General features: G+C 64.1%; 22 protein-coding genes. 6 read left to right on the top strand and 16 right to left on the bottom strand.

Annotation, left to right across the window (positions count from 1 at the left end; translation table 11 throughout):
• Nucleotides 1-59: 59 nt before the first annotated feature.
• The 16 genes from pyrF to mpl form a co-directional block, all read right to left on the bottom strand.
• Nucleotides 60-875, bottom strand: coding sequence for an orotidine-5'-phosphate decarboxylase (gene pyrF / locus PQR54_RS35355; protein ID WP_408253968.1), 816 nt, complete (start codon nt 873-875; stop codon nt 60-62).
• Between the two features lie 248 nt (nt 876-1,123).
• A complete protein-coding gene (locus PQR54_RS35350; RefSeq protein ID WP_408253965.1) occupies nt 1,124-2,185 on the bottom strand; it encodes an aldose 1-epimerase in 1,062 nt (353 codons plus the stop codon).
• 218 nt (nt 2,186-2,403) lie between these two features.
• Nucleotides 2,404-3,306, bottom strand: coding sequence for an SMP-30/gluconolactonase/LRE family protein (locus PQR54_RS35345; protein ID WP_408253962.1), 903 nt, complete (start codon nt 3,304-3,306; stop codon nt 2,404-2,406).
• A complete protein-coding gene (locus PQR54_RS35340; protein ID WP_408253959.1) occupies nt 3,303-4,103 on the bottom strand; it encodes an SDR family NAD(P)-dependent oxidoreductase in 801 nt (266 codons plus the stop codon). The genes PQR54_RS35345 and PQR54_RS35340 overlap by 4 nt, the downstream gene beginning before the upstream one ends.
• 39 nt (nt 4,104-4,142) lie before the next feature.
• Nucleotides 4,143-5,159 (bottom strand): L-arabinose ABC transporter permease AraH, encoded by a 1,017-nt coding sequence (gene araH / locus PQR54_RS35335; RefSeq protein ID WP_106285215.1) that lies wholly within the window; start codon nt 5,157-5,159, stop codon nt 4,143-4,145.
• A 54-nt stretch (nt 5,160-5,213) separates the two neighbouring features.
• Complete coding sequence (araG, locus tag PQR54_RS35330; RefSeq protein ID WP_408253956.1) at nt 5,214-6,752, bottom strand: L-arabinose ABC transporter ATP-binding protein AraG; 1,539 nt, start codon at nt 6,750-6,752, stop codon at nt 5,214-5,216.
• Nucleotides 6,753-6,885: 133 nt separating this feature from the next.
• Entirely contained in the window at nt 6,886-7,884 is a 999-nt protein-coding gene (locus PQR54_RS35325; protein WP_408253954.1) for an arabinose ABC transporter substrate-binding protein, read from the bottom strand.
• Between the two features lie 130 nt (nt 7,885-8,014).
• Nucleotides 8,015-8,791: an SDR family oxidoreductase gene (locus PQR54_RS35320; RefSeq protein WP_408253951.1), complete on the bottom strand. Its 777-nt coding sequence runs from the start codon at nt 8,789-8,791 to the stop codon at nt 8,015-8,017.
• Nucleotides 8,788-9,468 (bottom strand): 2-dehydro-3-deoxy-6-phosphogalactonate aldolase, encoded by a 681-nt coding sequence (locus PQR54_RS35315; RefSeq protein ID WP_408253948.1) that lies wholly within the window; start codon nt 9,466-9,468, stop codon nt 8,788-8,790. The genes PQR54_RS35320 and PQR54_RS35315 overlap by 4 nt, the downstream gene beginning before the upstream one ends.
• A 36-nt stretch (nt 9,469-9,504) precedes the next feature.
• The gene (locus PQR54_RS35310) at nt 9,505-10,557 is read right to left on the bottom strand and encodes a 2-dehydro-3-deoxygalactonokinase (protein ID WP_408253945.1); all 1,053 of its coding nucleotides are present in this window, start codon (nt 10,555-10,557) and stop codon (nt 9,505-9,507) included.
• The gene (locus tag PQR54_RS35305) at nt 10,554-11,540 is read right to left on the bottom strand and encodes an IclR family transcriptional regulator (RefSeq protein ID WP_408253942.1); all 987 of its coding nucleotides are present in this window, start codon (nt 11,538-11,540) and stop codon (nt 10,554-10,556) included. The genes PQR54_RS35310 and PQR54_RS35305 overlap by 4 nt, the downstream gene beginning before the upstream one ends.
• 1,141 nt (nt 11,541-12,681) lie before the next feature.
• Nucleotides 12,682-13,404 carry a monofunctional biosynthetic peptidoglycan transglycosylase gene (gene mtgA, locus PQR54_RS35300; protein ID WP_408253939.1) on the bottom strand — a complete coding sequence of 241 codons (723 nt, stop codon included), beginning with the start codon at nt 13,402-13,404 and terminating at the stop codon, nt 12,682-12,684.
• Nucleotides 13,405-13,452: 48 nt separating this feature from the next.
• Nucleotides 13,453-14,316 carry a shikimate dehydrogenase gene (gene aroE / locus PQR54_RS35295; protein WP_408253937.1) on the bottom strand — a complete coding sequence of 288 codons (864 nt, stop codon included), beginning with the start codon at nt 14,314-14,316 and terminating at the stop codon, nt 13,453-13,455.
• Nucleotides 14,313-16,430, bottom strand: coding sequence for a ribonuclease catalytic domain-containing protein (locus tag PQR54_RS35290; RefSeq protein ID WP_408253934.1), 2,118 nt, complete (start codon nt 16,428-16,430; stop codon nt 14,313-14,315). The genes aroE and PQR54_RS35290 overlap by 4 nt, the downstream gene beginning before the upstream one ends.
• Before the next feature lie 196 nt (nt 16,431-16,626).
• Nucleotides 16,627-17,229 (bottom strand): YqiA/YcfP family alpha/beta fold hydrolase, encoded by a 603-nt coding sequence (locus tag PQR54_RS35285; protein WP_408253932.1) that lies wholly within the window; start codon nt 17,227-17,229, stop codon nt 16,627-16,629.
• Complete coding sequence (gene mpl, locus PQR54_RS35280) at nt 17,226-18,620, bottom strand: UDP-N-acetylmuramate:L-alanyl-gamma-D-glutamyl-meso-diaminopimelate ligase (protein ID WP_408253929.1); 1,395 nt, start codon at nt 18,618-18,620, stop codon at nt 17,226-17,228. Before mpl ends, PQR54_RS35285 begins: the two co-directional genes overlap by 4 nt.
• A gap of 277 nt (nt 18,621-18,897) precedes the next feature.
• Between mpl and PQR54_RS35275 the strand changes: the two genes are divergently transcribed.
• The 6 genes from PQR54_RS35275 (at nt 18,898) to prmA (ending at nt 23,694) form a co-directional block, all read left to right on the top strand.
• Nucleotides 18,898-19,551 (top strand): UDP-N-acetylmuramate--alanine ligase, encoded by a 654-nt coding sequence (locus tag PQR54_RS35275; protein ID WP_408253926.1) that lies wholly within the window; start codon nt 18,898-18,900, stop codon nt 19,549-19,551.
• 10 nt (nt 19,552-19,561) lie between these two features.
• On the top strand, nt 19,562-20,113 hold the full coding sequence (locus PQR54_RS35270; RefSeq protein ID WP_408253923.1) for a TlpA family protein disulfide reductase: 552 nt from the start codon (nt 19,562-19,564) through the stop codon (nt 20,111-20,113).
• Nucleotides 20,114-20,307: 194 nt separating this feature from the next.
• A complete protein-coding gene (aroQ, locus tag PQR54_RS35265) occupies nt 20,308-20,763 on the top strand; it encodes a type II 3-dehydroquinate dehydratase (protein ID WP_408253920.1) in 456 nt (151 codons plus the stop codon).
• A 68-nt stretch (nt 20,764-20,831) separates the two neighbouring features.
• A complete protein-coding gene (accB, locus tag PQR54_RS35260) occupies nt 20,832-21,302 on the top strand; it encodes an acetyl-CoA carboxylase biotin carboxyl carrier protein (RefSeq protein ID WP_134457782.1) in 471 nt (156 codons plus the stop codon).
• Nucleotides 21,303-21,420: 118 nt separating this feature from the next.
• Nucleotides 21,421-22,788 (top strand): acetyl-CoA carboxylase biotin carboxylase subunit, encoded by a 1,368-nt coding sequence (gene accC / locus PQR54_RS35255; protein ID WP_012434380.1) that lies wholly within the window; start codon nt 21,421-21,423, stop codon nt 22,786-22,788.
• 3 nt (nt 22,789-22,791) lie between these two features.
• Complete coding sequence (gene prmA, locus PQR54_RS35250) at nt 22,792-23,694, top strand: 50S ribosomal protein L11 methyltransferase (RefSeq protein WP_408253916.1); 903 nt, start codon at nt 22,792-22,794, stop codon at nt 23,692-23,694.
• Nucleotides 23,695-23,733: the final 39 nt, after the last annotated feature.

The following is a 23,733-nucleotide window of genomic DNA, read 5'->3' as shown; positions in this document are numbered from 1 at the left end:
ATCGAGCGGCAGAGCCCAAACCGAACTCCACACGCTCCCAAACAACAACAGCCCGCAGATTACCTAAACGCGTTGATCCGATCCCGCGTTTCCATCGCGGCCTTCGCCGCGGCTTCGGCGAAATCGTCGCCCTTGCCCGCGTAAATAATCGCCCGCGACGAGTTGATCAGCATCCCCGTGCCGTTCGCGGTGCGGCCGGCGTTGACGGTCGCTTGCACGTCGCCGCCTTGCGCGCCGATGCCCGGAATCAGCAGCGGCATATCGCCGACAATCCCCCGCACCACTTCGATTTCCTTCGGGAAAGTCGCGCCGACCACCAGACTCAGTTGCCCGCTCGCATTCCACTTCTCTGCCGCCAATCGCGCGACGACCTGATACAGCGGACGGCCGCCCGCCTCCAGAAATTGCAGATCGGAGCCGCCCGGGTTCGACGTGCGGCACAGCACGATCACGCCCTTGCCTTCATGTTCCAGATACGGCTGGATCGAGTCGAAGCCCATGTACGGATTCACCGTCACCGCGTCCGCCCGATAGCGCTCGAACGCCTCGCGCGCATATTGTTCGGCGGTGCTGCCGATGTCGCCGCGCTTCGCGTCCAGAATCACCGGCAAGCCCGGATGGTTCGCATGAATGTGGGCGATCAGCTGCTCGAGCTGGTCTTCTGCGCGATGCGCCGCAAAGTAGGCGATCTGCGGCTTAAACGACGACGCATACGGCGCGGTCGCGTCGACGATCGTGCGGCAGAAGTCGAAGATCGCCTCCGGACGGCCCGCGAGCGCGCCCGGGAATTTGCTCGGCTCGGGATCGAGGCCGACGCACAGCAGCGAGTTGGTGCGCTGCCAGGCGTCGTTGAGTGTCTGGATGAAATTGGGCATGGTGGTCTCGCGGCGAGCGGGAAAACGGAAGAGGCGCGTATTTTACCCGTCCCGCGCGGCGGGCCGCGCCAGGAGCGTTCGGCAGCGGCGGTCCGGCGCGAGATGCGGACAGGCGCGCGGCTAACGCCCGCAACGCGCCCTGAGTGTGCGCATGCTCGGCCGGGCGCTCGCAAAGCGTGCGAGCCGATTGTCCGCAGCGCGTCAGGCCACGCAAGCGTCCGCCCTATCGCCCCACCCTCGCGCCCCCGCTACTGCCGCCGCTTCGAGCCGCGCGCGCCCGGCATCGAGCGCAAACCCGTGCGTTCCACGGTGAAGCGGAACGTGCGCGTCAGTCGTTCGCCACGTCCCAGCAAAGTCATGCCGTTTTCGCTCGCGCCGCCGGCCAGGTTCATCGCGTTGATCGGATGATCGACCGGTTCGAAGCAGAAAAAGTCTTCGCCGGGCGGCGTGTACAGCACGTAGTAATCGGTGTCGGCGGCAATGTTCAGCGACAGGCGGCGCTTCGGCCACACCACCGCCGCTTGCCCGCTCCAGCCGGTAAAAGCGTGATTGACCATGGTTTCCGGCAGCGGGTACGCCACGCCGAATTGCCAGGCGGGCGGCGCCGGCACATGCCGCACCGGCAGCCAGTCGTCGCCGGAGAGCCACAGGCCGCCAGCCGCGGCGGACAACTCGGTGTCCGCGTCGCGCACGAAGAACGGATGCACGCCCAGCCCGAAAGGCAGCGCCTCTCGGCCGGCATTTTCGATTTCGAGCGCGACGACGAGCGTCGGGCCGTCCAGCGTATAAGTTTGCGTCGCGCGGTAGGCGTACGGCTTGCCGTCGCGGCGGTCGAGCGTGAGGCGGACGTTTTCACGATCCGACTCCGCGACCTGCCAGACCGATTGCCAACCGTCGCCATGAATCGGCAAAGGTTCGTCGGCGCGATTGCGCGGCACTTCGACGCGCTTTCCCGCCACGTTGAATTGGCCGCCGCCGATGCGGTTCGAATACGGCAGCAGCGGATAACAGGCCAACTGGTTCGGTTGCGTATCAGCCGCGACGTGGCGGCAGCGGCGGAAGATCGGCGTGAGTGCGCCGTCGTTGCGCCAGTCGAAACGGGTGACGCCGCCGCCGAGCGTCGGCGCGACGTCGAGACGCAAATGCGCGTTGGCGAGCGTGATGCATGCGACATCGCCGCCGCTGTCTTCGCCGACGGACACTGCCGACGTGCTAGGACCCGGCAGCACCGGATTGGCCGCCGCGGCGAGCCGCGAGCGTCGACTCTGTGAGGTCTGAGGGGAGGAGGAAACAAGATTCGCAACAGTCATATCTGGCTCCATCGAGAGGCTTGGGACGTTGCCGTCATTGCTGACGGATGCTGTTGGGCGATTTTTTTAAAACGGGTCGCCTCTGGTCCGAACTGCATGCTGCCGATTTGCTGCCACTGGGATTGCACCATCAACTTGCGATTCACTTTCTGATTCACTGCCCGACCGCGCTTGATTGCTGCATGGCTGCCTCGGGAGCGAGGCAGCGTCATTCTGCGCTAAGCGGGCGCGCCTTGGAACACCGGCTCCGGCAAACCTTGCCGTCCGAGCGTGGCGATAAACACACCGCCCGCCTGCATGTCGTCGACGAGCGCCGCCGCATCGAGGCCGCAGCGCGCGCTCGTAATGTACAGCGTGTCGAGCTGCGTGCCGCCCAGCGCGACGCAACTCGGCTGCGCGGTCGGCACGTCGACGCGCTCCGTTTCAACGCCGTCCGGTCCGTAACGCACCACGCGCCGGCCGCCCCATTGCGCGTTCCATAGGCCGCCGTCGCGATCGACGGTCGAGCCGTCGGGTTCGCCGGTGGCGTCGGTGAGCCGCGTGAACAGGCGGTCGTTGGCGATGCTGCCGTCCGCGCGATAATCGCACGCACGGATTTCGCGCGTCGGCGAATCGCAGTAGTACATCGTCGCGCCGTCGGGACTGAATGCGATGCTGTTCGAGATCGCCGGCGCGGGCAACGGTAACCGCTCCAGCGACAAATCGTGACCGAGCCGGTAGAAGCCGCCGATTGCCTGCAACGGCGCGCCTTCATCTTTGGTGCCGAACACGAAGCGGCCCTGACGGTCGCAGCGGCCGTCGTTCACGCGCGTATTCAAGCCGGCTTCGACGTCGATGATGCGCCGCGTCTCGCCGGTGGCCAAATCGAAAAACGCCAGATGCGTGGCCAGGCCGAGCAACAGGTAACGCGGATCCGCACACAGCGCGAAGGTGGCGAGGCGTTCGGGCATGTGCCAGGACATGTTGCTGCAGTCCCGCGGGTCATAGCGCCACAGGCGCGCGCCTTCGATATCCGTCCAGTAGAAACGGCCGGTTTGCGCGCACCATGTCGCGCCTTCGCCGAGCGTGCATTTCGTATCGAGCAGCAGCGCGGCCGTGCTGGATGAACCGCTCGCGCTCACGCCCAGCCTCCGTCCACGATGATGTCCTGCGCGGTAATCATCCGGCTGTCGTCGGCGGCGAGGAAGAGCGCCATGCGCGCGAGGTCGGCCGGTTCCAGCTCGGCGTCGATGCACTGCCCTTCCTTGATCGAACGACGGCCCGCGTCGTCGAGCCACAAGCGCTTCTGCTTCTCGGTCATCACCCAGCCCGGCACCAGCGTATTGACGCGAATATTGAAGTGACCGAGGTCGCGCGCGAGACCGCGCGTCAAACCCTGCACCGCGGATTTCGACATCACGTAGACCGGATAGCCGCCGTTCTTCAGCATCCAGCTGATCGAACCGAGATTGATGATCGAGCCGCTGTTGGCGGCTTTCATGTCGTCCATCACCGCTTGCGCCGCGAAGAACTGGTGACGGATATTCACCGCGATACCCGCGTCGAACGACTCGCGCGTGACTTCGCCGATCGTATGGCGCTTGTCGTTCGCGGCGTTGTTCACCAGCACCTGAATCGGACCGAGCGCGGCCTTCACGTCGGCGATCGCTTTTTGCAGCGCGTCGATGTCGGTCAGATCGCACGACAGAAACAGCGGCTTGTGGTTCGAATCGCCGAGCTCGTCGGCGAGCGCTTCACCGGCGCTTGCGTCGATATCGAAGAACGCGACGCGCGCGCCTTGCGCCGCGAAATGCTCGACGAACGATGCGCCGATACCGGTCGCGCCGCCCGTGATCAACACCGTGCGGTCGACGAGGCTCGGATAACGTGCGAAGGCGCTGTCCGCGAGACGGACGTTTGCATTGGCCGGAGACGACATCGTTCGATTCCTTTTAGAGCAAGTGAGTGGGCCGCGGGTTTAATCGCGCGAGCCGCGGTTCTTCAACTGGTCGAGCAGCACGGCGGCGAGCAGGATCGCGCCACGCACGAGGTACTGATAGAACGCGTCGATGTTCATCAGGTTCATCACGTTCTCGACCGTGCCCATGATCAGCACGCCGATCACGACGCCGGAAATCGTCGCGCGACCGCCGAGCAGCGAGACGCCGCCCAGCACGCACGCCGAGATCACGTTCAGCTCGAAGCCTTCCGCGGCATTCGGCTGACCCGACGTGATACGCGAGGCGAGAATCACACCGGCCAGCGCCGTCACCGCGCCCTGAATCAGGAAGATGTAGACGCGCGTGCGTTCCACATTGATACCGGCCAGACGCGACGCTTCCGGATTGCCGCCGATCGCAAGCGTATTGCGGCCGTACACGGTCTGGTTGAGCATCACGCCGAACACGATGAAGCACAGCAGCGTGACCCAGATCGGCAGCGACACGCCGAAGAAGCTCAAACCGCCCAGCGCGATAAACGTATCCGACGACACGCCCACCGCCTGACCGTGCGAGACGATAAAGCCGAGACCGCGGACGATTTCCATCGTAGCGAGCGTCGTGATCAGCGCGTTGATGCGCAGATACGCGATCACCGCGCCGTTGACGAAACCGATCACGCCGCCCGCCGCCACCGCCGCGACGATCGCGATGAAGGTGTTACCGGTCGCGTTGAGCACCATCGCGCACAACACGCCGGCGAACGCGACCGTCGAACCGACCGACAAGTCGAAGTCGCGCGAGGCGAGACAGAACATCATCGTGCACGCGACCATGCCGATCTGCGAAATCGACAGCGCGAGGCCGAGCATGTTCTCGATCGAGAAGAAGTGATCGACGGTCAGCGACATCGTGACGAACATCACGACGAAGATCACGATCAGGCTGTACTCGGTGATCTGTTGCCACCATTTGGCCTTGTCGTTCGACTGCGGAATCAGCGCGTCAGCGGCGCTCTTGGCGGCCTGTTGCGCGAGGTTTTCTCTGGCTTGCATGTTGAAGACTCCTCCCGTTCCCCACGGGTTGCCGGACTTTCGTCCGAATGATGTTCAGGCCGCCTGTTGGGCAGCGGTTTCCGTTCCGGGCAGTGCAGTCGAGCTTTGCGGCAGCGCGAGACTCAACACCGATTGCTCCGTGGCATCCTTGCGCGCCAGCTCGCCGGAAATCCGGCCCTGGCGCATCACGACGATGCGGTCGGACACGCCGAGCACTTCCGGCAGCTCCGACGAAATCATCACGATCGCGCAGCCGCGTTCGGCAAGCTGATAGATCACGTTGTAAATTTCGTGCTTCGCACCGACGTCGATACCGCGCGTCGGCTCGTCGAGAATCACCACTTTCAGATCTGGTTCGGCCAACCAGCGCGACAGAATCGCCTTCTGCTGATTACCGCCCGAGAGGAAGCGAATCTTCTGGCGGCGGCTCGGCGTCTTGATCTTCAGCAGCTTGATGAAACGGTCGGCGGTTTCCGCTTCCTTCTTGCGGTCGAGGAACATCCCGGCGCGCAGATAGTGACGGCGGCAACTGATATTGATGTTCTCCGACACCGTCGCCATCGCGACAATGCCTTCTTCCTTGCGGTCTTCCGGGCACAGCACGATGCCGTGGCGGATCGCTTCGCCCGCGCTGCGCACTTTGATCGGCTTGCCGTCGAGCAGCAACTCGCCGCCCTTCTTGTGATCGGCGCCGTACACCAGATGCATCAGTTCGCTGCGGCCCGCGCCCACCAGACCGAAGAAGCCGACAATCTCGCCGCGCCGCACTTCGAAACTGGCAGGCTGCGCGAGCGCATGACCTTCGATCGCTTTCGCCGCGAAGCGCACTTCGCCGAGCGGCCGCGCCGAATAGTTATAGATGTCCGAAATTTCACGCCCCACCATCTCGCTGACGATGGTGTCACGCGACACGCCTTCGAGCGTCGGATGCGAGGCGATCTTGCGGCCGTCGCGGAAGATCGTGCAGGCGTCGCACAGCTCGTAGATCTCGTCCATGCGGTGCGAGATGTAGATCATCGCGCGATTGTCGGCGCGCAGGTCGCGCACCAGCTTGAACAGCACTTCGGTCTCGCGATGCGAAAGCGAGCTGGTCGGTTCGTCCAAAGCGATCACGCGCGCGTTGCGCAGCAGCGCCTTGCAGATTTCGACCATTTGCCGTTGCGCGATCGAGAGCTTGCGCAGTTTCGCGTTCGGATCGAGCGCCACGCCCATCGCTTCGAGGCGTTCGCGCACGAAGCGTTTGGCTTCGCGCTTGTTGACCCAGCCGAGCGAGTTCGGCAGCTGGCCGAGCAGCAGGTTTTCCGCGACCGTCAGATCGGGCACGTATTGCAGTTCCTGGTGAATCACCGCGATGCCCGCCGCGATCGACGACGCCGCGCTCGAGAAGCGCACCTCGTTGCCGTCGATCATCACGCGGCCCGAGTCGGGCTGATATTCACCACCGAGAATCTTCAGCAGGGTCGATTTCCCTGCGCCGTTTTCGCCCATCAGGCCGTGCACCTGGCCGACGTTGACGTCGAAGGACACACCGTCGAGCGCGCGCACGCCTGGAAAGACTTTGCCGATATTGTCAAAACGTAGCGTCGCTGACACTTCGCCTCCTGTTGCTTCGTATGAACCGTCTGTCTCTACTGCTGATCTTTTATTGCTGCTGCCGGCGCGCCGATCTTTGGCAAAAGGCGCGCCGGCAGTTCACTTCATTTCATCGCGTACTGAATCGCCCAGCTCAATTCGCCGCGAGACCCATCTTCTGGCGCACATCGGCGACGTTGTCACGCGTGGCCAGCATGCCGCTGGTCAGCGTCAGTGCCGGCGGTGCCTTGCCTTGCGTGATCCAGTCGTACATCAGCGTCGAGGTTTCTTCGCCGTGGCGCTTCGGGCTGATGATGACCGTGCCGTAGAAACCCGTCGGCGACGGCTTCTTGAACTCGTTGAGTGCCGACTCCGAGCCGCCGATGCCGATACCGATCATGTTGTCCGCCTTGAAGCCGCGGCCTTCCGCTGCGCGCACCGCGCCGAGCACACCTTCATCGTTCAACGCGTAAGCGACCCAGTGCTTGAACTGCGGATTCTTCGTCAGCGCGATGTTAGCGGCGTTGAACGCGTTTTCCGTGTCGGTCTTCGCTTGCGGCGCGGCGATGATGTTCGCCTTCGGGAAGCCGGCGGCGATCAGTGCGTCGGTTGCGCCGCTCGTGCGGTCATGCGCGGTCGGCAGCTGTTCGTAGGTCACGTCGATCGCGCCCACGTCCTTCATGTCCCAGCCGCGCTTCTTGATTTCCGCAGCCAGGCCGTCGCCGACCTGCTTGCCGATGTTGTACGCCGAGATACCCATATGCGGCACCGACGCGATCGGCTTGCCCGCGCCGTCGACCAGACGATCGTCCACCGTCATCATCTTCAGGCCGTCGGCTTTCGCCTTCGCGACGATGCCCGGTCCGAGCTTGACGTCAGGCGTGCAGATCACGAAGCCCTGCGCCTTTTGCGCCGACAGGTTGTCGATTGCGCTCATCACCTTCTCGCCCGACGGCGCGCCGATCTTCACAAGCGTGAAGCCCTTTTCCTTGGCGGCGATTTCGGCGAACTTCCACTCGTCCTGGAACCACGGTTCTTCCGGCTGCTTCACGAGGAAGCCGATCTTCACCGGATCGGCGGCTTGCGCGACCGGTGCGTTGAAGAGCACACCCGTCGCCGCTGCTGCCAGCGTGAGGAAAATTCTACGTTTCATGATGCGTGTCTCCTGACTAATTGATAACGAGAAGGTATCGGCCGCGTCTTCTTGTACCGGGTCTGACACACGCGGCCAGCGCGTCGTCCGGTGTACTCATTGCGCCCCTGCGCAATCCGAGTTCTGTAAATCAGTCGTGATACAGCGCCGAGCGCCCACCATCCACGGTGATGCAGGTGGCGTTGATGAACGGCGCTTCGTCCGAGGCGAGAAACACCGCCGTCATCGCCACTTCTTCCGGGCGGCCAATACGTTTCATCGGCTGCAGATCGAGCGTCGCCTGCTGCGCGGCGGCCGGATCGGCCTGCTCGTTCCACCAGTCGTGCGTCAATTGCGTTTCGATGTAACCCGGCGCGATCGCGTTGACCCGCACATTGCGCGGCGCGTATTCGATGCCGAGCGCGCGCGTCAGTCCGATCACGCCGTGCTTTGCAACCGGGTACGGAAAGCAGCCCGGAATGATCTTGAACGAGTGCGTCGAGGCGATATTCACGATGCTCCCCGCGCCGCGTTCGACCATGCCCGGCAACGCCGCGCGGCAACCGTTCCACACGCCGTCGAGATCGACCGCGAAGCAGCGGCGCCAGTCGTCGTCGGTCATGGTGAGCGGGTCGCAGAACACGTTGATGCCGGCGTTGTTCACCAGCACGTCGAGCGCGCCGAATGTGCGTTCGGCTTCGCTCACCGCGTGCTGAACCGACGCGGATTGCGTCACGTCCGTGTGCACCGCGAGCACGCGCGCGCCGGTCTGCGCCTTGATGTGCTCCGCCGTCTGCTGCGCGGTTTCGATATCGAGTTCCGCCAGCACGACCGCCGCGCCTTCGCGCGCGAAAGCATGCGCGATCGCCGAGCCGATGCCGCGGCCGGCGCCGGTGACGAGTGCGACTTTGCCGGTGAGCCGTTTCATTTCTTCGCACCCGCGCGAGCGATGCGCAAACCGTTGATGTACGCCTTCGCGTGCGAAGCCGTCACCGCCGCGCTTTGACCCGGCTTATACAGCGCCGAGCCGAGGCCGAAGCCGTTCGCGCCCGCGCTCAGAAACGGGCCCATGTTGTCGGGCGTAATGCCGCCGACCGGCACCAGCGGCACTTCCGCCGCGATCACCGCGCGCCATGCTTTCACGACCTGGCAGCCGAGTTGTTCGGCGGGGAACATCTTCAGCACGTCCGCGCCGTTCTTCAGCGCGATGAACGCTTCGTTGGGCGTCGCGACGCCCGGCGCGCAGGCCATGCCTTGCGCTTTCGCTGCACTGACGACTTCCGGATCGCTATGCGGCATGACGATCAGTTCACCGCCCGCCGACTTCACGTCGGTGACAAAACTCGGATGCAGCACCGTACCCGCGCCGACGATCGCATCCGCCGGCAACACCTTGCGGATCGCGGCGATGCTGTCGAAAGGCTGCGGCGAATTGAGCGGCACTTCGACGATCCGGAAGCCGGCTTCGTAGAGCGCCTGACCGTGCTCGGCGGCATCGGCGGGCGTCACGCCGCGCATGATCGCGATCAGCGGACACACCTCGAAAGCCGCGATCAAACCCGCGTGCGGCATGTACGGAGCGGGCAGATTGATGTGAGGTTGCATGTCGGTTCCTTGTTTCGTGAGCGAGGGCGCTGTGGGTCAGGCGCGCGCCGTCTTGGCGGCCGGTTTGACGAGCCCCGCCTGCGAGGCGACGCGCCACAGGCCGCGCTCGGTGGCGTGCTTGACCAGTTCCGCCTGGGTGCAGCCGAATTGCGCCAGCGCGAGCCGATAGCGCTCGCACAGCGCTTCGTTGCCGATCAGGCGCAGGCTCTGGCCAGCGAGCGCGCTTTGCTGTTGTGCAAGCACGGCGTCGAGGCCGGCGAGTTCGTGGCCGATCAGCAATCCCGACAGATAGTCCGGTTGCTGTTCGCGCGAAAGTTGTCCGGTGAGGCCGAGCGTGCGCGAACTGAACACGGTCGCGAGCACACCCGCCTGGCCTTTTTCCCGCGCGATGTTCACGCCGTGCAGGAACGCGCCGGTATCCGGGCTATCGGGCGTGAGCATCGTGCGGCCGAGGATCGTGTGTTCGCGCAGTGCCGCGAATACTTCGCCGGTCATGAAGGTGTGGAAACGTTCGATGCGGTCCGCCTGCACCACCGCCCATTTCGCGTGGGTGCCTGGCAGACCGATCAGGGAGCGCTTGCTGCTGTCGACCGTGTTTGTTTCCTCGCCGAGTGCGCCGAAGATTTGTGTTTCTTCGCCGCGCATCACATTGGGCAACTCGCCGCGTTGCAGGACGCCCGGCACGATATGCAGCGTCGCGCCGCACGCCGCCTTGACGCGGACGATGCCGGCCACCAGCGCATCGGCGCTGGCCGGCGTGTCCACATACGGCGCTTCCAGCCAGCCTTGCGCGCTGCCGACCATGCCTGCCGCGATCACCGGCGCGGCGGGCGCGTGTTCGAGCCAGGCGCCGCAGGTGTCGTCGAAGGCCGCGTCGAAGCCGCCCTGCTCCGCGCTGCGCGGCAGATTCATGATGCCCGCCGTCGATGCGCGCGTCGCCAGCACGTTGCCGGACGCGTCGTACAGATAGGCGCGCAGCGACGTCGTGCCCCAGTCGAGCGCGATCAAGGCGGCGTGCTCGTGGCTCGCGTCGACCGAAGCGGCTGCGGCGTGGCCGGCTGCCTGGGTGGGAGAACCCGCTCGCTTCATCGCTTGATCCTGCGGGTTGCCGGCTGCGGGGCGCGCCAGCCGAGTTCTTCCGAGATCGCGCGCGCTTCGCGCTGCACGACCGGAATCAGTTCGTCCATGCGTTCGAGCGACATGTACGGAATCGTGCTCGCCACCGACAGCGCCGCCACCACCGCGCCCGACGCATCGCGCACGGGTGCCGCGACGCAGCGGATCGACGCTTCGTTTTCTTCGAGGTCGAAGGTGTAGCCGCCGGCCGCGTAGTTGGTCATGCGCTGCATGAAGGTCTGCGCGTCGGGACGGTTATCCGGCTTGAAGCTGACGCCGGCGAGCGCACGGCGCGAGGCGTCGAAGAGCGACTGCCAGACGTCCGGCGTGAGGTCGAGCATCATGGCCTTGCCGATCCCCGTCGATGCCAGCGGCATGCGGTGCCCGACGCGCGAGCGCATTTCGAGGCCGCGGGTGCCGGGGATTTTGTCGATGTACAGGACGTCGTCGCCGTCGCGCACGCCGAGGTGGATCGTGTCGAGCGTTTGTTCCGCGAGCGATTCGAGGTGCTGGCGGGCGACCGCGGTGAGCGGCATCTGTTCGAGTGCGATGGTGCCGAGTTCGATCAGTTTCGGGCCGAGCAGGTAGCCGCCTTGCACCTGGCGCAGGTAGCGGGCTTGCACGAGGCTGCTTACCAGGCGATGCGTGGTGCTGCGGGTCGTGCCGAGCGCGGCGCCGAAGGTGCGCAGGTCGCGGACGCCGGCTGCTGCGGCTTCGAGGATCGCGAGGCCACGCAGGAGCGTTTGCGTGCCGGCTTGCTGCGGGGTGATGTCGAGCAGCGTGCTGGGGAGCGCGATTCCGTCCACCGGGGCCGGGTGGATGCTGGCGTTCGCGCGCGGTGTTCTGGCGGCGGCCGGCAACGGACGCGGCGGTGTGGCGCTAGTCGCGTGGTCGGCGGATGGCGACAGGTCGGCTTCGGATTCGCTCGCGGCGTGAGTAGGCATCGCTTTGTTCATGGCGATTCGCTTTTCGGTGGTTTTTTTGCGCTTACAGCGCGGGGCCGGAGAGTGGGCCTGGGTTGCTCGCGGTGCCGCGGGCGCGGGCGTGCTGCCTTTGCTGTTTAGGCATGGTTGGGCGTTGTCTCCGGTTTTTTTGCTGTCGCAGGTGGCGCGTTGCGTGGGTGCGTTTTGCTTGCCCGTGCGGCGCTTTTTGCCTGTTGGGTTGGATTGTAGGGCGGTTTTTGAGAAAGCTCCAATATGTGAGTGTCGGATTCATATAATGGGATTTTGCGCTGGCGCGGGCTTTTGGGGTGTGTTCTGTAGGGGGTTGGCCTTTGGTTGAAATCTCGGTGGTCTATTGGCGTCGCCCCTGTGCGGGGCGGCACCTACTTTCTTTGCCGCGGCAAAGAAAGTAGGCAAAGAAAGCCGCTTCACACCGCTAGCTCATAAGCGGCCCCTCGGCTTGGAGGGCGCAGTGGTCCATCTGGAATCTGTGCCCTCGCACATTTCGCACGAGTGACAAGGCCGTCATACTTCCCGCCTCGCGCTACGCGCTCGCCGGAAGGGTTTGCTTCTACCAGTGGTTTTTTGTGTGCGGTGGGAGCCGTCGGCTTCGCCTCGGCGCAGCGCTTAAGTGCCGGTCCTTGAGAAGTAGTCGCTTGAAATGGGATGGTCGAAGACCATGGCAATGTGTTGTCGTCACACCCACGGTTGTCTCTTAGGAGTGGTGCCGCACTTCCTTGGGGAATTTGCTTAGCGCGATAACTCCAAATCGGAAGTAATGCCAAGGAATTTCGGAAATGACGGCTGTGCGCTTCGAATTGACGCGCACCAAATACAGATAGCCGTTACGGCCCAAAGCCGACGGCCCCACCGCACACAAAAAAAACCACTGGTGGAAGCAAACCCTTCCGGCGAGCGCGGAGCGCGAGGCGGGAAGTATGACGGCCTTGTCACTCGCGCCGAATGTGCGAGAACACAGATTCCAGATGCACCACTACTGCGACTGCGCGAGGGGCCCGCTTATGAGCTAGCGGTGTGAAGCGGCTTTCTTTGCCCGCCCCGCACAGGGGCGACGCTAATAGACCACTAAGAAATCAAGGAAAGGCCAACACCTCAAAGACACACAACCAAACCGCCGCGCAAGGCAAAAACCTCATCAATCGGGCAACTCAGCCGCCCCCATCCTCCGAGCAATCACCCGCGATCTTTGCGCCAGATACGCCGACCCCCGATGCTCATCAAAATACTTAGGCTGCGGCAGCATTACAGCCAACCGAGCCGACTGCGCAGCAGTCAACTTACTCGCCGACGTCTTGTAATAATAATGAGCCGCCGCCTCAGCCCCATAAACCCCATTCCCCCACTCAACGGAGTTGAGATAAATCTCAAAGATCCGTTCCTTATCCATCAAGGTCTCAAGCATCCAGGTAATGATGAGTTCCTGCCCCTTCCGGATATAACTCTTCTCCCGCGACAAAAACAGATTCCGCGCCAACTGCTGAGTAATGGTCGACCCACCGCGCACAATCTTGCCCTTAGCCTTGTTCCGCTCCCAGGCCTGCAAAATAGCGTCGGTCTCATACCCGTTGTTATTAACAAAATTCGCATCCTCGGAAGCAATAATCGCGCGCTTCAGATTCCGCGAAATCTGGTCATACGACACCCACGTATGCTGCACTGAAAGATCCGGCCGATCCTGCGACAGCCGCCACGCGTCCGACCGCATAAACGACGTAGTCCGTGGATTGACGTAATTCCACACCGCGATCTGCCCGAAGTAAAACGCCTGCGTCGCGAGCCACGCAATCGCCACCACGGCGCCCAGATAGAACATCCATCGCACCGGACCTGGCCGGCTCACGCGCCGCGTTGCTGTCATCGTGCGTCGAGTCCTCGTGTCGAAGGCCGCTGCAAGGTAAACGCCGCCTTAAGCGTGCGACGGCGCCGTCAACAGCGCGCGCAATTCGGCCAGCACCGGCGCGCCGTCAGGCCGCACACCGCGCCACACGTAAAACGACTCGGCGGCCTGCTCGACCAGCATGCCGAGCCCATCGGCGCCGCGCGCGCCCAGCTTCCGCGCGTGTTCCATGAAGACCGTCGGATGCGCGCCGTACATCATGTCGTAGGCGAGCGTGCCATTGCCGAACGCGCGGTCGTCGCACTCGGGCAACGATGCATCCAGACTGCCCGCCGTCGCGTTGACGATCACGTCGTACGTACCCGCCTCGATCGCCCGCGCACTGCCGCCGCTCAATTTGCATGCGGCGTCACGCGCGGCTTGCGCGAATTGGTCCACCAGCGCCTCGGCCTTTTCCGCCGTGCGATTGACGATGGTCAACGTATGCGGCGCGCGGTCCAGCATTGGCAGCACCACGCCGCGCGCGGCGCCACCGGCGCCCAACAACAGAATGCGCGCGCCCTTCAACGACACGCCGAGATTCACCTCGATGTCGCGCACCAGACCGAAGCCGTCAGTGTTGTCGCCGTAGATACCATTCGCGTCGAAGCGCAACGTATTCACCGCGCCCGCCGCCGCCGCACGCGGCGAGAGCGTATCGGCGAACGCATGTGCATCGAGCTTGAACGGCACGGTCACGTTCAGCCCGCGCCCGCCTGCATCGATAAAGGCCCGCACGTGCGGCACGAACGCATCCACCGGTGCGAGCAGGTGACCGTACTCGACGGGCTCGCCGGTCTGCGCGGCGAAGCGCCCATGAATGAACGGCGACTTGCTGTGGCCGACCGGGTTGCCGATGACCGCATACCGGTCGCGTGAACCTTGGGTGCTCATCGTCCCGGCTCCGCAATGTGCTGATGCTTGACGGCATCGTCCGCTCCGTCGCTGCTCTCGGCTTCGCTCTGAGCCGCAGCCGCGCCGTTGCCGTCGAGGTCGGCTTCGGCCTGCGCCTCGGCTTCGCCTTCGGCGCTCTCGTCTGGAGCGTCGATGATCTCTTCTTCGCTCTCGTCCGCTTCTTCAGCCTCGCCGCCGCTCGTCACCGTCGGCGCGTCGAGCACGTGCAGCAGACGCACGGACGCTTCGACGGTCAACTCATCGATCGACATCACTTCCATCTGCAAACGCGTGCCTCGCGCGTGCACGCCGAGGCCCGGCACATGCAGCAGCAGCGGAATCTCTTCGAGGCGCACCAGATCGCCCTTCACCACCGACGCCACCACCTGCTTCCTGTTCTCCTGCTTCAGCCAGCGCAGACACCAGAAATATTCCATGCGACGCTGATGATCGGCATACGCGGTGTAGGTATCGTCGAAACCTTGCACGACGGCGAACAGATCGGCGTCTTTGGGCTTGAACGGCGCGGCCAGTTTCGCGGTCACGCCATGCTGCACGCAGGCAATCAACTGCCACTGATTAACCAGGTCGACGTAACGGCGCAGCGGCGACGTGCTCCACGCGTACTGCGTGACACCGAGGCCTTCGTGCGGCGCGGCATTGGTCTGCATGCGCGTGCGTTTCGGACCGGTCGGCGCGCCGAACGCGCGCTGCGTGCGATAAATGCCCGGCACACCGTGGTCATGCAGAAACGCGCCCCACGACGAGTTCGCGAGAATCGCCAGTTCGGCGACGATCGTGTCGAGCGGCGATCCACGCCGACGCGGCGTGATCGTGATGTGCTCGCCTTCCACGTAGAAGTTGAAGTCGGTATTGCGCTGCACTTCGCGACGCAAACCATAACCGGCGCGCGCGGCCTGGCGCTTTTCGAACAGCGCCTGCGCGAACGGCCACAGCACGGCGATGTCGTCCTTGTGCGGATAGTCGCCGGTGCCGGCGGCGAGCGCCTCTTCGGTGACCAACTCGTCGAGCGTGTTGTGGCGCAGGTTGTTCTTCACGAACACGCGCTCGGCGCGCGTTTCGCTCGCGACGATCTCCTGCGTCTCGCGATTGACGATCACATACAGCGAGAGCGCCGGACGCAAGCCGCCTTCGGCCAGCGTAAACGCTTCGACGACGCTGTCGGGCAGCATGGTGATCTTGTCGCCCGGCATATACACGGTCGACAGACGCGTGCGCGCGATCGCATCGACCTCGTCGCCACGCTGAATGCCGAGCGCCGGCGCGGCGATGTGCACCCCGATCCGCACGCGGCCATCGGCCAGATGCTCGACGGAGAAGGCGTCGTCGATTTCAGTCGTGGTGATGTCGTCGATCGAGAACGCTTGCACGTTCGCTTCCGGCAGATCCTCCGGCAAGCTGCCGACGGTAACCGGCGGAAAGCCCGTGCCGTGCGGGAAAAACTCGGAGAGGAATTTTGCCTCGTGCAGCGCGCGCGCAGACGGAATGGCGCCGTTTTCCAGCATCAGACGCGCTTGCGAAATACCGCGCGCCGCCGCCGCGCCTTCGAGCGCTTTGTATTCGATCGTGTTCTTGTCCGGCTTGGTCAACAGGCCCAAAGCCTTGCTGCCGGTGAAGGCTTCCGGCAGACGGCCGGCTTTCAGCTCGTCTTCGTAGCCTGCCTGCACGAGTGCCTGCTGACGCTTGCGCTCGAGTCCGGCGAGCGCCATCTTCAATTGTTCCTGCGGCGCGCGCTGATACATGCCGCGGCCCTTGCGGCGGAAGTACACCGGCGAACCATGCATGCGCAACACCAGCGCGGCGCGCTCGATCGACCCGAAGCTTTCGCCGAAATATTCGGCGCCGAGGGTCGCGAACGGGAATTCGTCGTCAGGCGCGCACTCCCACAGGAAGTCCAGATCGATCTCCTGCGCGGCGGCGTCGGCCTGTTGCATCAGCTCGGCCGCGCTCGGCTTTTCGAATTCGATCAGCACGTCTTTCGCGCGCACCTTGGCGCGCCGGCCGCCCGGCAGCTCGACCTGAAAAGCATCGCCCTGACGCGACAGCACGCTGCCGGCCTTGAAACTGCCCGATTCCTCGAAGAAAACGTTCACTCAATACTCTCGTTCTGACTTGCATCTGCCGGCGCGCCCGATCTGGTTCAGCGATCGGTCATTGCGTGCGCGGCGCGGCAACGTGTTCGTGGTAGTGGATCCGCGGCGCGGTACGCGCGCGCCTGCGGCATGAATCATGATGCGCGGCAACTGCCGCGCTGCCGGAACGCCCGGCGTGACGTGACTTAACGCAACATCAAGCGGCTTCGCGCGGCGCCGGCGGCTCGACGTCTTCCGCGTCGCAAAAGGCCAGCACGTCGTCGACGTATTGCGCGAACTCGCTGATCGCGTGGTCGCTCCCTTCGATCAGCGTAGTCCGTGCGCCGGCATAGTGCGCGAGCATTTCGCGGTAGTCGAGCACTTCGTCGCCGGTGGCGGCCATCAAATAATAGCGTTCGGGCCGCGTGATCGAGGCGACGCCGAGCGCACGCAACTCATCCAGATGATGCGGCTCGACGACGATGCTGCCGCCGCCATGCCACAACGGCTGCTCGCCGAGATAAGCGCTCAGATCGCGCTGCGGCACGACCGCCGGGTTCAGCAGCACCGCCGGCCAGCCGTGTTTCTCGGCCAGATAGGTGGCAAAGTAGCCGCCGAGCGAACTGCCGATCAGCGTGACGTTCTTCGGCTGGGCTGCGGCCACCAGCGATTCGGCGAGCGCCACGGTCTCGAACGGCGAAACCGGCAACATCGGACAGCACCATTCGTCGCTGCGGCCGAGTTCGACTAGCCGCGCCGCCAGCACGCGCGCCTTGAACGAATTAGGTGACGAGCGGAAACCGTGCAGATAAAGGATCACGAAGCGCCTCGCGCGGAAAGGGCGTCGAGCAGCTTCTGATGCACGCCGCCGAAGCCGCCGTTGCTCATCACCAGAATCTGGTCGCCGGGGCGCGCTGCGTGGACAACCGCTTTGACCAGCGCGTCGAGATTGTCGAAAGCCTGCGCCTTGCCGCCGAGCGGCGCGAGCGCCTCGCCGAGATTCCAGCCGAGCGCGTCGCGGCCGCTCGGCGCGCCGTAGCCGAATACGAGATCGGCGTCGGCGAGACTGGCCGGCAATTGCGCTTTCATCACGCCGAGCTTCATGGTGTTCGAGCGCGGTTCCAGCACGGCGAGAATCCGCGTGTTGTCGCGGCCGACGCGGGCGCGCAGCCCGGCCACGGTTGTATCGATGGCGGTCGGGTGATGCGCGAAGTCGTCGTACACGGTCACACCGTCGACGCTGCCGCGCACTTCCATGCGCCGCTTGACGTTGCGAAAGCTCGCCAGCGACCGGGCGGCCTGCGCCGGCGGCACGCCGACATGGCGCGCGGCGGCAATCGCTGCCAGCGCGTTCATGCGGTTGTGCTCGCCTTGCACCTGCCACTCGACCACGCCGACACGCGCACTGTTGTGATAGACGGCGAAACGCTCATCGACCGGTACGCCGTCTTCCGCCGGCAAGGTTTCCCAGCCGCCCTGCACGCCGAAACGCTCCACCTGGCTCCAGCAACCGCGCGTCAGCACGCGCTCGAGCGCGTCTTCGCGACCGTTCGTGACCACGCGGCCGATACCCGGCACGGTGCGAATCAGGTGATGGAACTGCGTTTCGATCGCGCCCAGATCCGGGAAGATGTCGGCGTGATCGAATTCGAGATTGTTCAGCACCGCGGTCTTGGGCCGGTAGTGGACGAACTTGGAGCGCTTGTCGAAGAAGGCCGTGTCGTACTCGTCGGCTTCGATCACGAAGAAGCTGGAATCGGTTAGCCGCGCGGACACGCCGAAATTCAACGGCACGCCGCCGATCAGAAAGCCCGGATTGAGGCCGGCGTCTTCGAGCAGCCACGTCAGCATCGAGCTGGTGGTCGTCTTGCCGTGCGTGCCGGCCACCGCCAGCACCCATTTGCCGTTCAGCACATGCTCGCCGAGCCATTGCGGGCCGGAGGTGTACGGCAGGCCGCGGTCGAGAATGGCTTCCATCAGCGGGTTGCCGCGCGAGACCACATTGCCGATCACGAACAGGTCCGCGTTCAGACCATTCAACTGGTCCGCGTCGTAACCTTCGATCAGGCCAATGCCTTGCGCCTCGAGCTGCGTGCTCATGGGCGGATAGACACCGGCGTCGCAACCCGTCACGGTGTGGCCCGCGCCGCGCGCGAGGACCGCGAGACCGCCCATGAACGTGCCGCAGATACCGAGGATGTGGATGTGCATAAGCCTGTCGTGCCGCGCGGGCGTTTTCCTGGAAGGGCCCCTACTAATCCGGCGCTTCGCGCCAGTCCCCCGAGGGGGCAAGAAACGCGGGCCCGGCCCGGCGTTTTCCTGAGAGGGATGGGAGCGCAGAAGAGCGGCCGAAACGACCGTCTGCAAAGGACGCTATTGTAACCGACGCCTTTCGATCGCCCTATGCGCGCTCGCCCGCGCCGCCGCGCCCGGCGCGCTGCGCGACCCGCCAGGAAAGGCCGTCGTCAATCTCTAGTATGATCGAGGGATGGTTCGCAAATCACACTTCGATCCGCAGCGCGTGCGCGAGGAAATCGCCATCGCGGCTGCCCGCATGATCGCCGAAGACGGTCTGGATTACGCCACGGCAAAGCGCAAAGCCGCCCGCCAAGTGGTCGGCGAAAGCCGTGTTGCCGGCGAATGGCTGCCGGATAACGACCAGATTGAAGAAGAAATCCGCGAGTATCAGTCGCTGTTCCAGGGCGACAGCCAGCCCGCGCTGCTGCGGCGGCTGCGCCGCATCGCGGTCGACTGGATGGAGCGGCTCGCGCCGTTCAATCCTTATTTGACCGGCGCGGTGCTGGGCGGCACCGCCGGCGAGCACTCGGATATTCACCTCCAGGTGTTCTGCGACAACCCGAAGGAAGTCGCGATCTATTTTCTCAACGCCGACATTCAGTACGACGTTTCCGAAACGCGGCATTTCGCCGGCCGCGGCTATGTCGAGACGCTCAGCTTCCTGTGGCGCCCCACGAATGAAGGGCGGGAGGCGGAGCCGGTCGGCGTGCACGTGGCGCTCTACGAAACGGACGACCTGCGCGGCGCGGTACGTGCCGACGCGCGCGGCCGCACGGCGCGCGCAAATCTGCAGGCCGTGCAAACGCTGCTCGACGGCAGCGATGTCGCACCTTCAACCAACTAGACTGACCAAGATGAATACGAGACGGATTCTGGCGGGCGCGTGTGTCGCCATCGTCGCCGCGGGCGGCGGAGTGCTGGCCAACCACTGGCTGAACGGCGGCGTCGAGGAAGTCGCGCACGCCGCGCAACCGGCCTCTTCCCAAAGCGCGGTCGCGCAACTGTGGACGGCCCCCGTCACGACGGTGGACGGTAAGCCACAAACGCTAAGTTTGCTTAAAGGACACCCAATCGTCGTCAACTTCTGGGCCTCGTGGTGCGGGCCTTGCGTCGAAGAAATGCCCGCTTTGTCGCAGCTTCAGCGCGATTACGCGAAAAAAGGCATCCAGTTCGTCGGACTTGGCGTCGATTCAGAGAAAAACGTTCAGGCTTTCCTGCAAAAGGTGAAAGTGGCGTACCCAATTTATATCACCGGCTTCGGCGGCGCCGATCTCGCGCGTGCGTTCGGCAATACTGCGGGCGGGCTGCCGTTTACCGTCGTAATCGACGCAAAAGGCAACATTCGCTCGACAAAATTAGGACAAATCGACCCGCAAGCGCTGAAACAAACGCTCGATACGCTTTAAATTTCACATTCTTTTGACGCTCGATTACCCGCGGAAGGCGCGAAATTACGCGCAAATTCCACGGATTTGAGAGAAGATGGGCGCCCGGCGCGGCGGCAAAGCGCCGCCCGCATCGATCCGTACGTGCGCGAAACTAGACAAGTTTCTCTAATCAGCGCTAAAGTGCGCCCAATTCCACGGAAAAAGAAGCGACCATGACGCGACTGCTGGTACTGCACGGCCCCAACCTCAACCTTCTCGGCACCCGGGAACCCGAGGTCTACGGTCGCGTAACCTTGCCGCAGATCGATCAAGCGCTGGCGGACCGCGCAGCGGACGCAGGCGTCGAATTCGCGTCGTTCCAGAGCAATCACGAAGGCGCTCTGGTGGACCGCATCCAATCCGCGCGGACTGAAAAAACCGATTTCATACTGATCAATCCCGCCGCGTACACGCACACCAGCGTGGCCATTCGGGACGCACTGGCGGGGGTCGGCATCCCGTTCGTCGAGATTCATCTGTCGAACGTGCATCGTCGCGAACCGTTCCGGCATCACTCGTACTTCTCCGACCAGGCTGAGGGCGTGATTTGCGGCCTCGGCTGGAAGGGATATCTGTACGCGCTCGAATTCGCGCTCGACCGGCTGTCCGCCGGCTCGTCGCGCGGCTGATTCCAAACACGTCTAATTTGCGCCGGCTGCGCACGCGCCGGCACTTTTCGCATTAAAGGGGCTGCCTGATGGACTTACGTAAACTGAAAACTCTGATCGACCTCGTCTCGGAGTCCGGTATTTCCGAACTCGAAGTGACCGAGGGCGAAGGCAAGGTCCGCATCGTCAAGAATGCGCCGCCGGTTTACGTGCAGCCGTCCGCCTCGTATGCGCCGCAGTACGCGCAGCCGGCACCGGCAATCGGTGGCGAAGCGCCGGCCGCTGCGGCAGCCGCACCGGCCACGCCGGCCGCCGTCGCGCCGCAAGGCCATGTGGTGACCTCGCCGATGGTCGGCACCTTCTACCGGGCGCCGTCGCCGGGCGCCGATCCGTTCGTGCAGGTGGGCGACACGGTCAAGGAAGGCCAGACGATCTGCATCATCGAAGCGATGAAGCTGCTCAACGAAATCGAGTCGGACAAGTCCGGCGTGGTGAAGGAAATCCTCGTCGAAAACGGTCAGGCGGTCGAGTACGGCCAACCGCTGTTCGTGGTCGGCTGACGCGGCAGGCTTTACGCATGCCGCCCGCGCGCCCGTCGTTCCCAGGCGCGCGACCGATCCTCTGAGGCAGCCGGCGTTGTGAGCAACCCGGCGCCCATTGATGAGTCGAAAAACCGCTATGTTTGAAAAAATCCTCATTGCCAACCGTGGCGAGATCGCGCTTCGTATCCAGCGCGCCTGCCGCGAACTCGGCGTCAAGACGGTCGTCGTTTATTCCGAAGCCGACAAGGAAGCCAAGTACGTGAAGCTCGCCGACGAGGCCGTCTGTATCGGCCCGGCGCCTTCGAACCTGAGCTACCTGAACATGCCCGCGCTGATCAGCGCGGCGGAAGTCACCGACGCCGAAGCGATCCACCCCGGCTACGGCTTCCTCTCGGAAAACGCCGACTTCGCCGAACGTGTCGAACAGTCCGGCTTCACCTTTATCGGCCCGCGCCCGGAAACCATCCGGATGATGGGCGACAAGGTGACCGCCAAGCAGACCATGATCAAGACCGGCGTGCCTTGCGTGCCGGGTTCGGAAGGCGCGTTGCCGGAAGATCCGAAAGAGATCGTGAAGATTGCCCGCCAGGTCGGCTATCCGGTCATCATCAAGGCCGCCGGCGGCGGCGGTGGCCGCGGCATGCGCGTGGTCCACACGGAAGCGGCGCTCGTCAACGCGGTCAACATGACGCGCGAAGAAGCCGGCCGTGCCTTCGGCAACCCGCAGGTCTACATGGAGAAATTCCTGGAGAACCCGCGGCACATCGAAATTCAGGTGCTGGCCGATTCGTTCAAGAACGCGGTCTGGCTGGGCGAACGTGACTGCTCGATGCAGCGCCGTCACCAGAAAGTGATCGAAGAGGCGCCGGCGCCGGGTATCGCGCGCCGCCTGATCGACCGCATCGGCGATCGTTGCGCGGACGCCTGCAAGAAGATGGGTTATCTCGGCGCGGGTACGTTCGAATTCCTGTACGAAAACGGCGAGTTCTACTTCATCGAAATGAACACGCGCGTGCAGGTCGAGCATCCGGTCACGGAGCTGATCACGGGCGTCGACATCGTGCAGGAACAGATCCGCATCGCGGCCGGCGAGAAGCTCGCCTTCCGTCAGCGCGACATCGTGTTCAAGGGTCACGCGATCGAATGCCGGATCAATGCGGAAGATCCGTTCAAGTTCATTCCGTCGCCGGGACGTTTGACGTCGTGGCACATGCCGGGCGGCCCCGGCATCCGCGTCGACTCGCATGCCTACAACGGCTATTTCGTGCCGCCGAACTATGATTCGATGATCGGCAAGCTGATCGCTTACGGCGCGACGCGCGAGCAGGCGATCAAGCGCATGCGCATCGCGTTGTCGGAGATGGTGGTGGAAGGCATTCAGACCAACATCCCGCTGCACCGCGAACTGATGCTGGACGCGAAATTCGTCGAAGGCGGCACCAGCATTCATTACCTCGAAAACCGGTTGGCCGCGAAGCTGCAGGCCGCGCCGGAAGAAGCGTAACTCATGAGCTACCGGGAACTGATCGCCGAACTGGCACGCGAGCACGCGGAGGAATTCTCCGACGCGCTGCTCGAGTTGGGCGCGTTGTCCGTGTCGGTTGAAGATGCGGACGCCGACACGCCCGACGAACAGCCGTTGTTCGGCGAACCCGGTCTCACGCCGGATCGCACGGCGTGGCAGCGCTCGCGCGTGATCGCGCTGCTCGCGCCGGAGCACGAGCCGGCAGTCTTGCTCACCGCCGCGGCCAATGAGATTGGCCTAGACGCGGCGCCGTCGTTCACCGTGCGTGAAGTCGAAGATCAGGATTGGGTGCGGCTCACGCAGTCGCAGTTCGATCCGATCAAGATCGGCGAGCGCATCTGGGTCGTGCCGTCTTGGCACGATGCGCCGGACCCCGACGCACTTGTGCTCGAACTCGATCCGGGCCTCGCGTTCGGCACCGGCAGCCATCCCACCACGCGGCTTTGCATGGAGTGGCTGGAGCAGTCGGTGCAGCCCGAGCAGTCCGTGCTCGACTACGGTTGCGGCTCCGGCATCCTCGCGATCCTCGCGAAAAAGTGCGGCGCGAATCCCGTGTACGGCATCGACATCGATCCGCAAGCGGTCGAGTCGGCCCGTCACAATAGCGAGCGCAACCGCGCGGAAGTCATCTACGGCTTGCCCGACGAATGCCCCACCGGCGAGTTCGATATCGTGGTCGCCAATATCCTCTCCAACCCGCTCAAACTGATGGCCTCGATGCTCACGTCGAAGGTCAAGCCGGGCGGCAAGATCGCGCTGTCCGGCATTCTGGCGCGGCAAGCGGACGAGGTCGCGCAGGTCTACTCACGGTGGATCGACATCAGCGTATGGCGCGAACACGAAGGTTGGGTATGCCTGTCGGGAACGCGTCGCGAAAGCCATTAGAATAAGGCGTATTGTCCAACCAACGGCCTTCCGGCTCAC

The sequence above is a fragment of the Paraburkholderia phytofirmans genome, from assembly GCF_046028095.1.
Taxonomy (GTDB): domain Bacteria; phylum Pseudomonadota; class Gammaproteobacteria; order Burkholderiales; family Burkholderiaceae; genus Paraburkholderia; species Paraburkholderia phytofirmans_A.
The sequence above is the reverse complement of the archived record's forward strand: the minus strand, read 5'-3'. Positions and strand labels throughout refer to the sequence as shown.

What these genes read in the sequence shown, in the direction of transcription:
- PQR54_RS35325 (WP_408253954.1), bottom strand. Translation starts at nt 7,884, where the DNA reads ATGAAACGTAGAATTTTCCTCACGCTGGCAGCAGCGGCGACGGGTGTG.
- prmA (WP_408253916.1), top strand. Translation starts at nt 22,792, where the DNA reads ATGAGCTACCGGGAACTGATCGCCGAACTGGCACGCGAGCACGCGGAG.
- accC (WP_012434380.1), top strand. Translation starts at nt 21,421, where the DNA reads ATGTTTGAAAAAATCCTCATTGCCAACCGTGGCGAGATCGCGCTTCGT.
- PQR54_RS35305 (WP_408253942.1), bottom strand. Translation starts at nt 11,540, where the DNA reads ATGAACAAAGCGATGCCTACTCACGCCGCGAGCGAATCCGAAGCCGAC.
- aroE (WP_408253937.1), bottom strand. Translation starts at nt 14,316, where the DNA reads ATGAGCACCCAAGGTTCACGCGACCGGTATGCGGTCATCGGCAACCCG.
- mpl (WP_408253929.1), bottom strand. Translation starts at nt 18,620, where the DNA reads ATGCACATCCACATCCTCGGTATCTGCGGCACGTTCATGGGCGGTCTC.
- pyrF (WP_408253968.1), bottom strand. Translation starts at nt 875, where the DNA reads ATGCCCAATTTCATCCAGACACTCAACGACGCCTGGCAGCGCACCAAC.
- accB (WP_134457782.1), top strand. Translation starts at nt 20,832, where the DNA reads ATGGACTTACGTAAACTGAAAACTCTGATCGACCTCGTCTCGGAGTCC.
- mtgA (WP_408253939.1), bottom strand. Translation starts at nt 13,404, where the DNA reads ATGACAGCAACGCGGCGCGTGAGCCGGCCAGGTCCGGTGCGATGGATG.
- PQR54_RS35315 (WP_408253948.1), bottom strand. Translation starts at nt 9,468, where the DNA reads ATGCAACCTCACATCAATCTGCCCGCTCCGTACATGCCGCACGCGGGT.
- PQR54_RS35270 (WP_408253923.1), top strand. Translation starts at nt 19,562, where the DNA reads ATGAATACGAGACGGATTCTGGCGGGCGCGTGTGTCGCCATCGTCGCC.
- araH (WP_106285215.1), bottom strand. Translation starts at nt 5,159, where the DNA reads ATGCAAGCCAGAGAAAACCTCGCGCAACAGGCCGCCAAGAGCGCCGCT.
- PQR54_RS35350 (WP_408253965.1), bottom strand. Translation starts at nt 2,185, where the DNA reads ATGACTGTTGCGAATCTTGTTTCCTCCTCCCCTCAGACCTCACAGAGT.
- PQR54_RS35310 (WP_408253945.1), bottom strand. Translation starts at nt 10,557, where the DNA reads ATGAAGCGAGCGGGTTCTCCCACCCAGGCAGCCGGCCACGCCGCAGCC.
- PQR54_RS35340 (WP_408253959.1), bottom strand. Translation starts at nt 4,103, where the DNA reads ATGTCGTCTCCGGCCAATGCAAACGTCCGTCTCGCGGACAGCGCCTTC.
- aroQ (WP_408253920.1), top strand. Translation starts at nt 20,308, where the DNA reads ATGACGCGACTGCTGGTACTGCACGGCCCCAACCTCAACCTTCTCGGC.
- PQR54_RS35275 (WP_408253926.1), top strand. Translation starts at nt 18,898, where the DNA reads ATGGTTCGCAAATCACACTTCGATCCGCAGCGCGTGCGCGAGGAAATC.
- PQR54_RS35320 (WP_408253951.1), bottom strand. Translation starts at nt 8,791, where the DNA reads ATGAAACGGCTCACCGGCAAAGTCGCACTCGTCACCGGCGCCGGCCGC.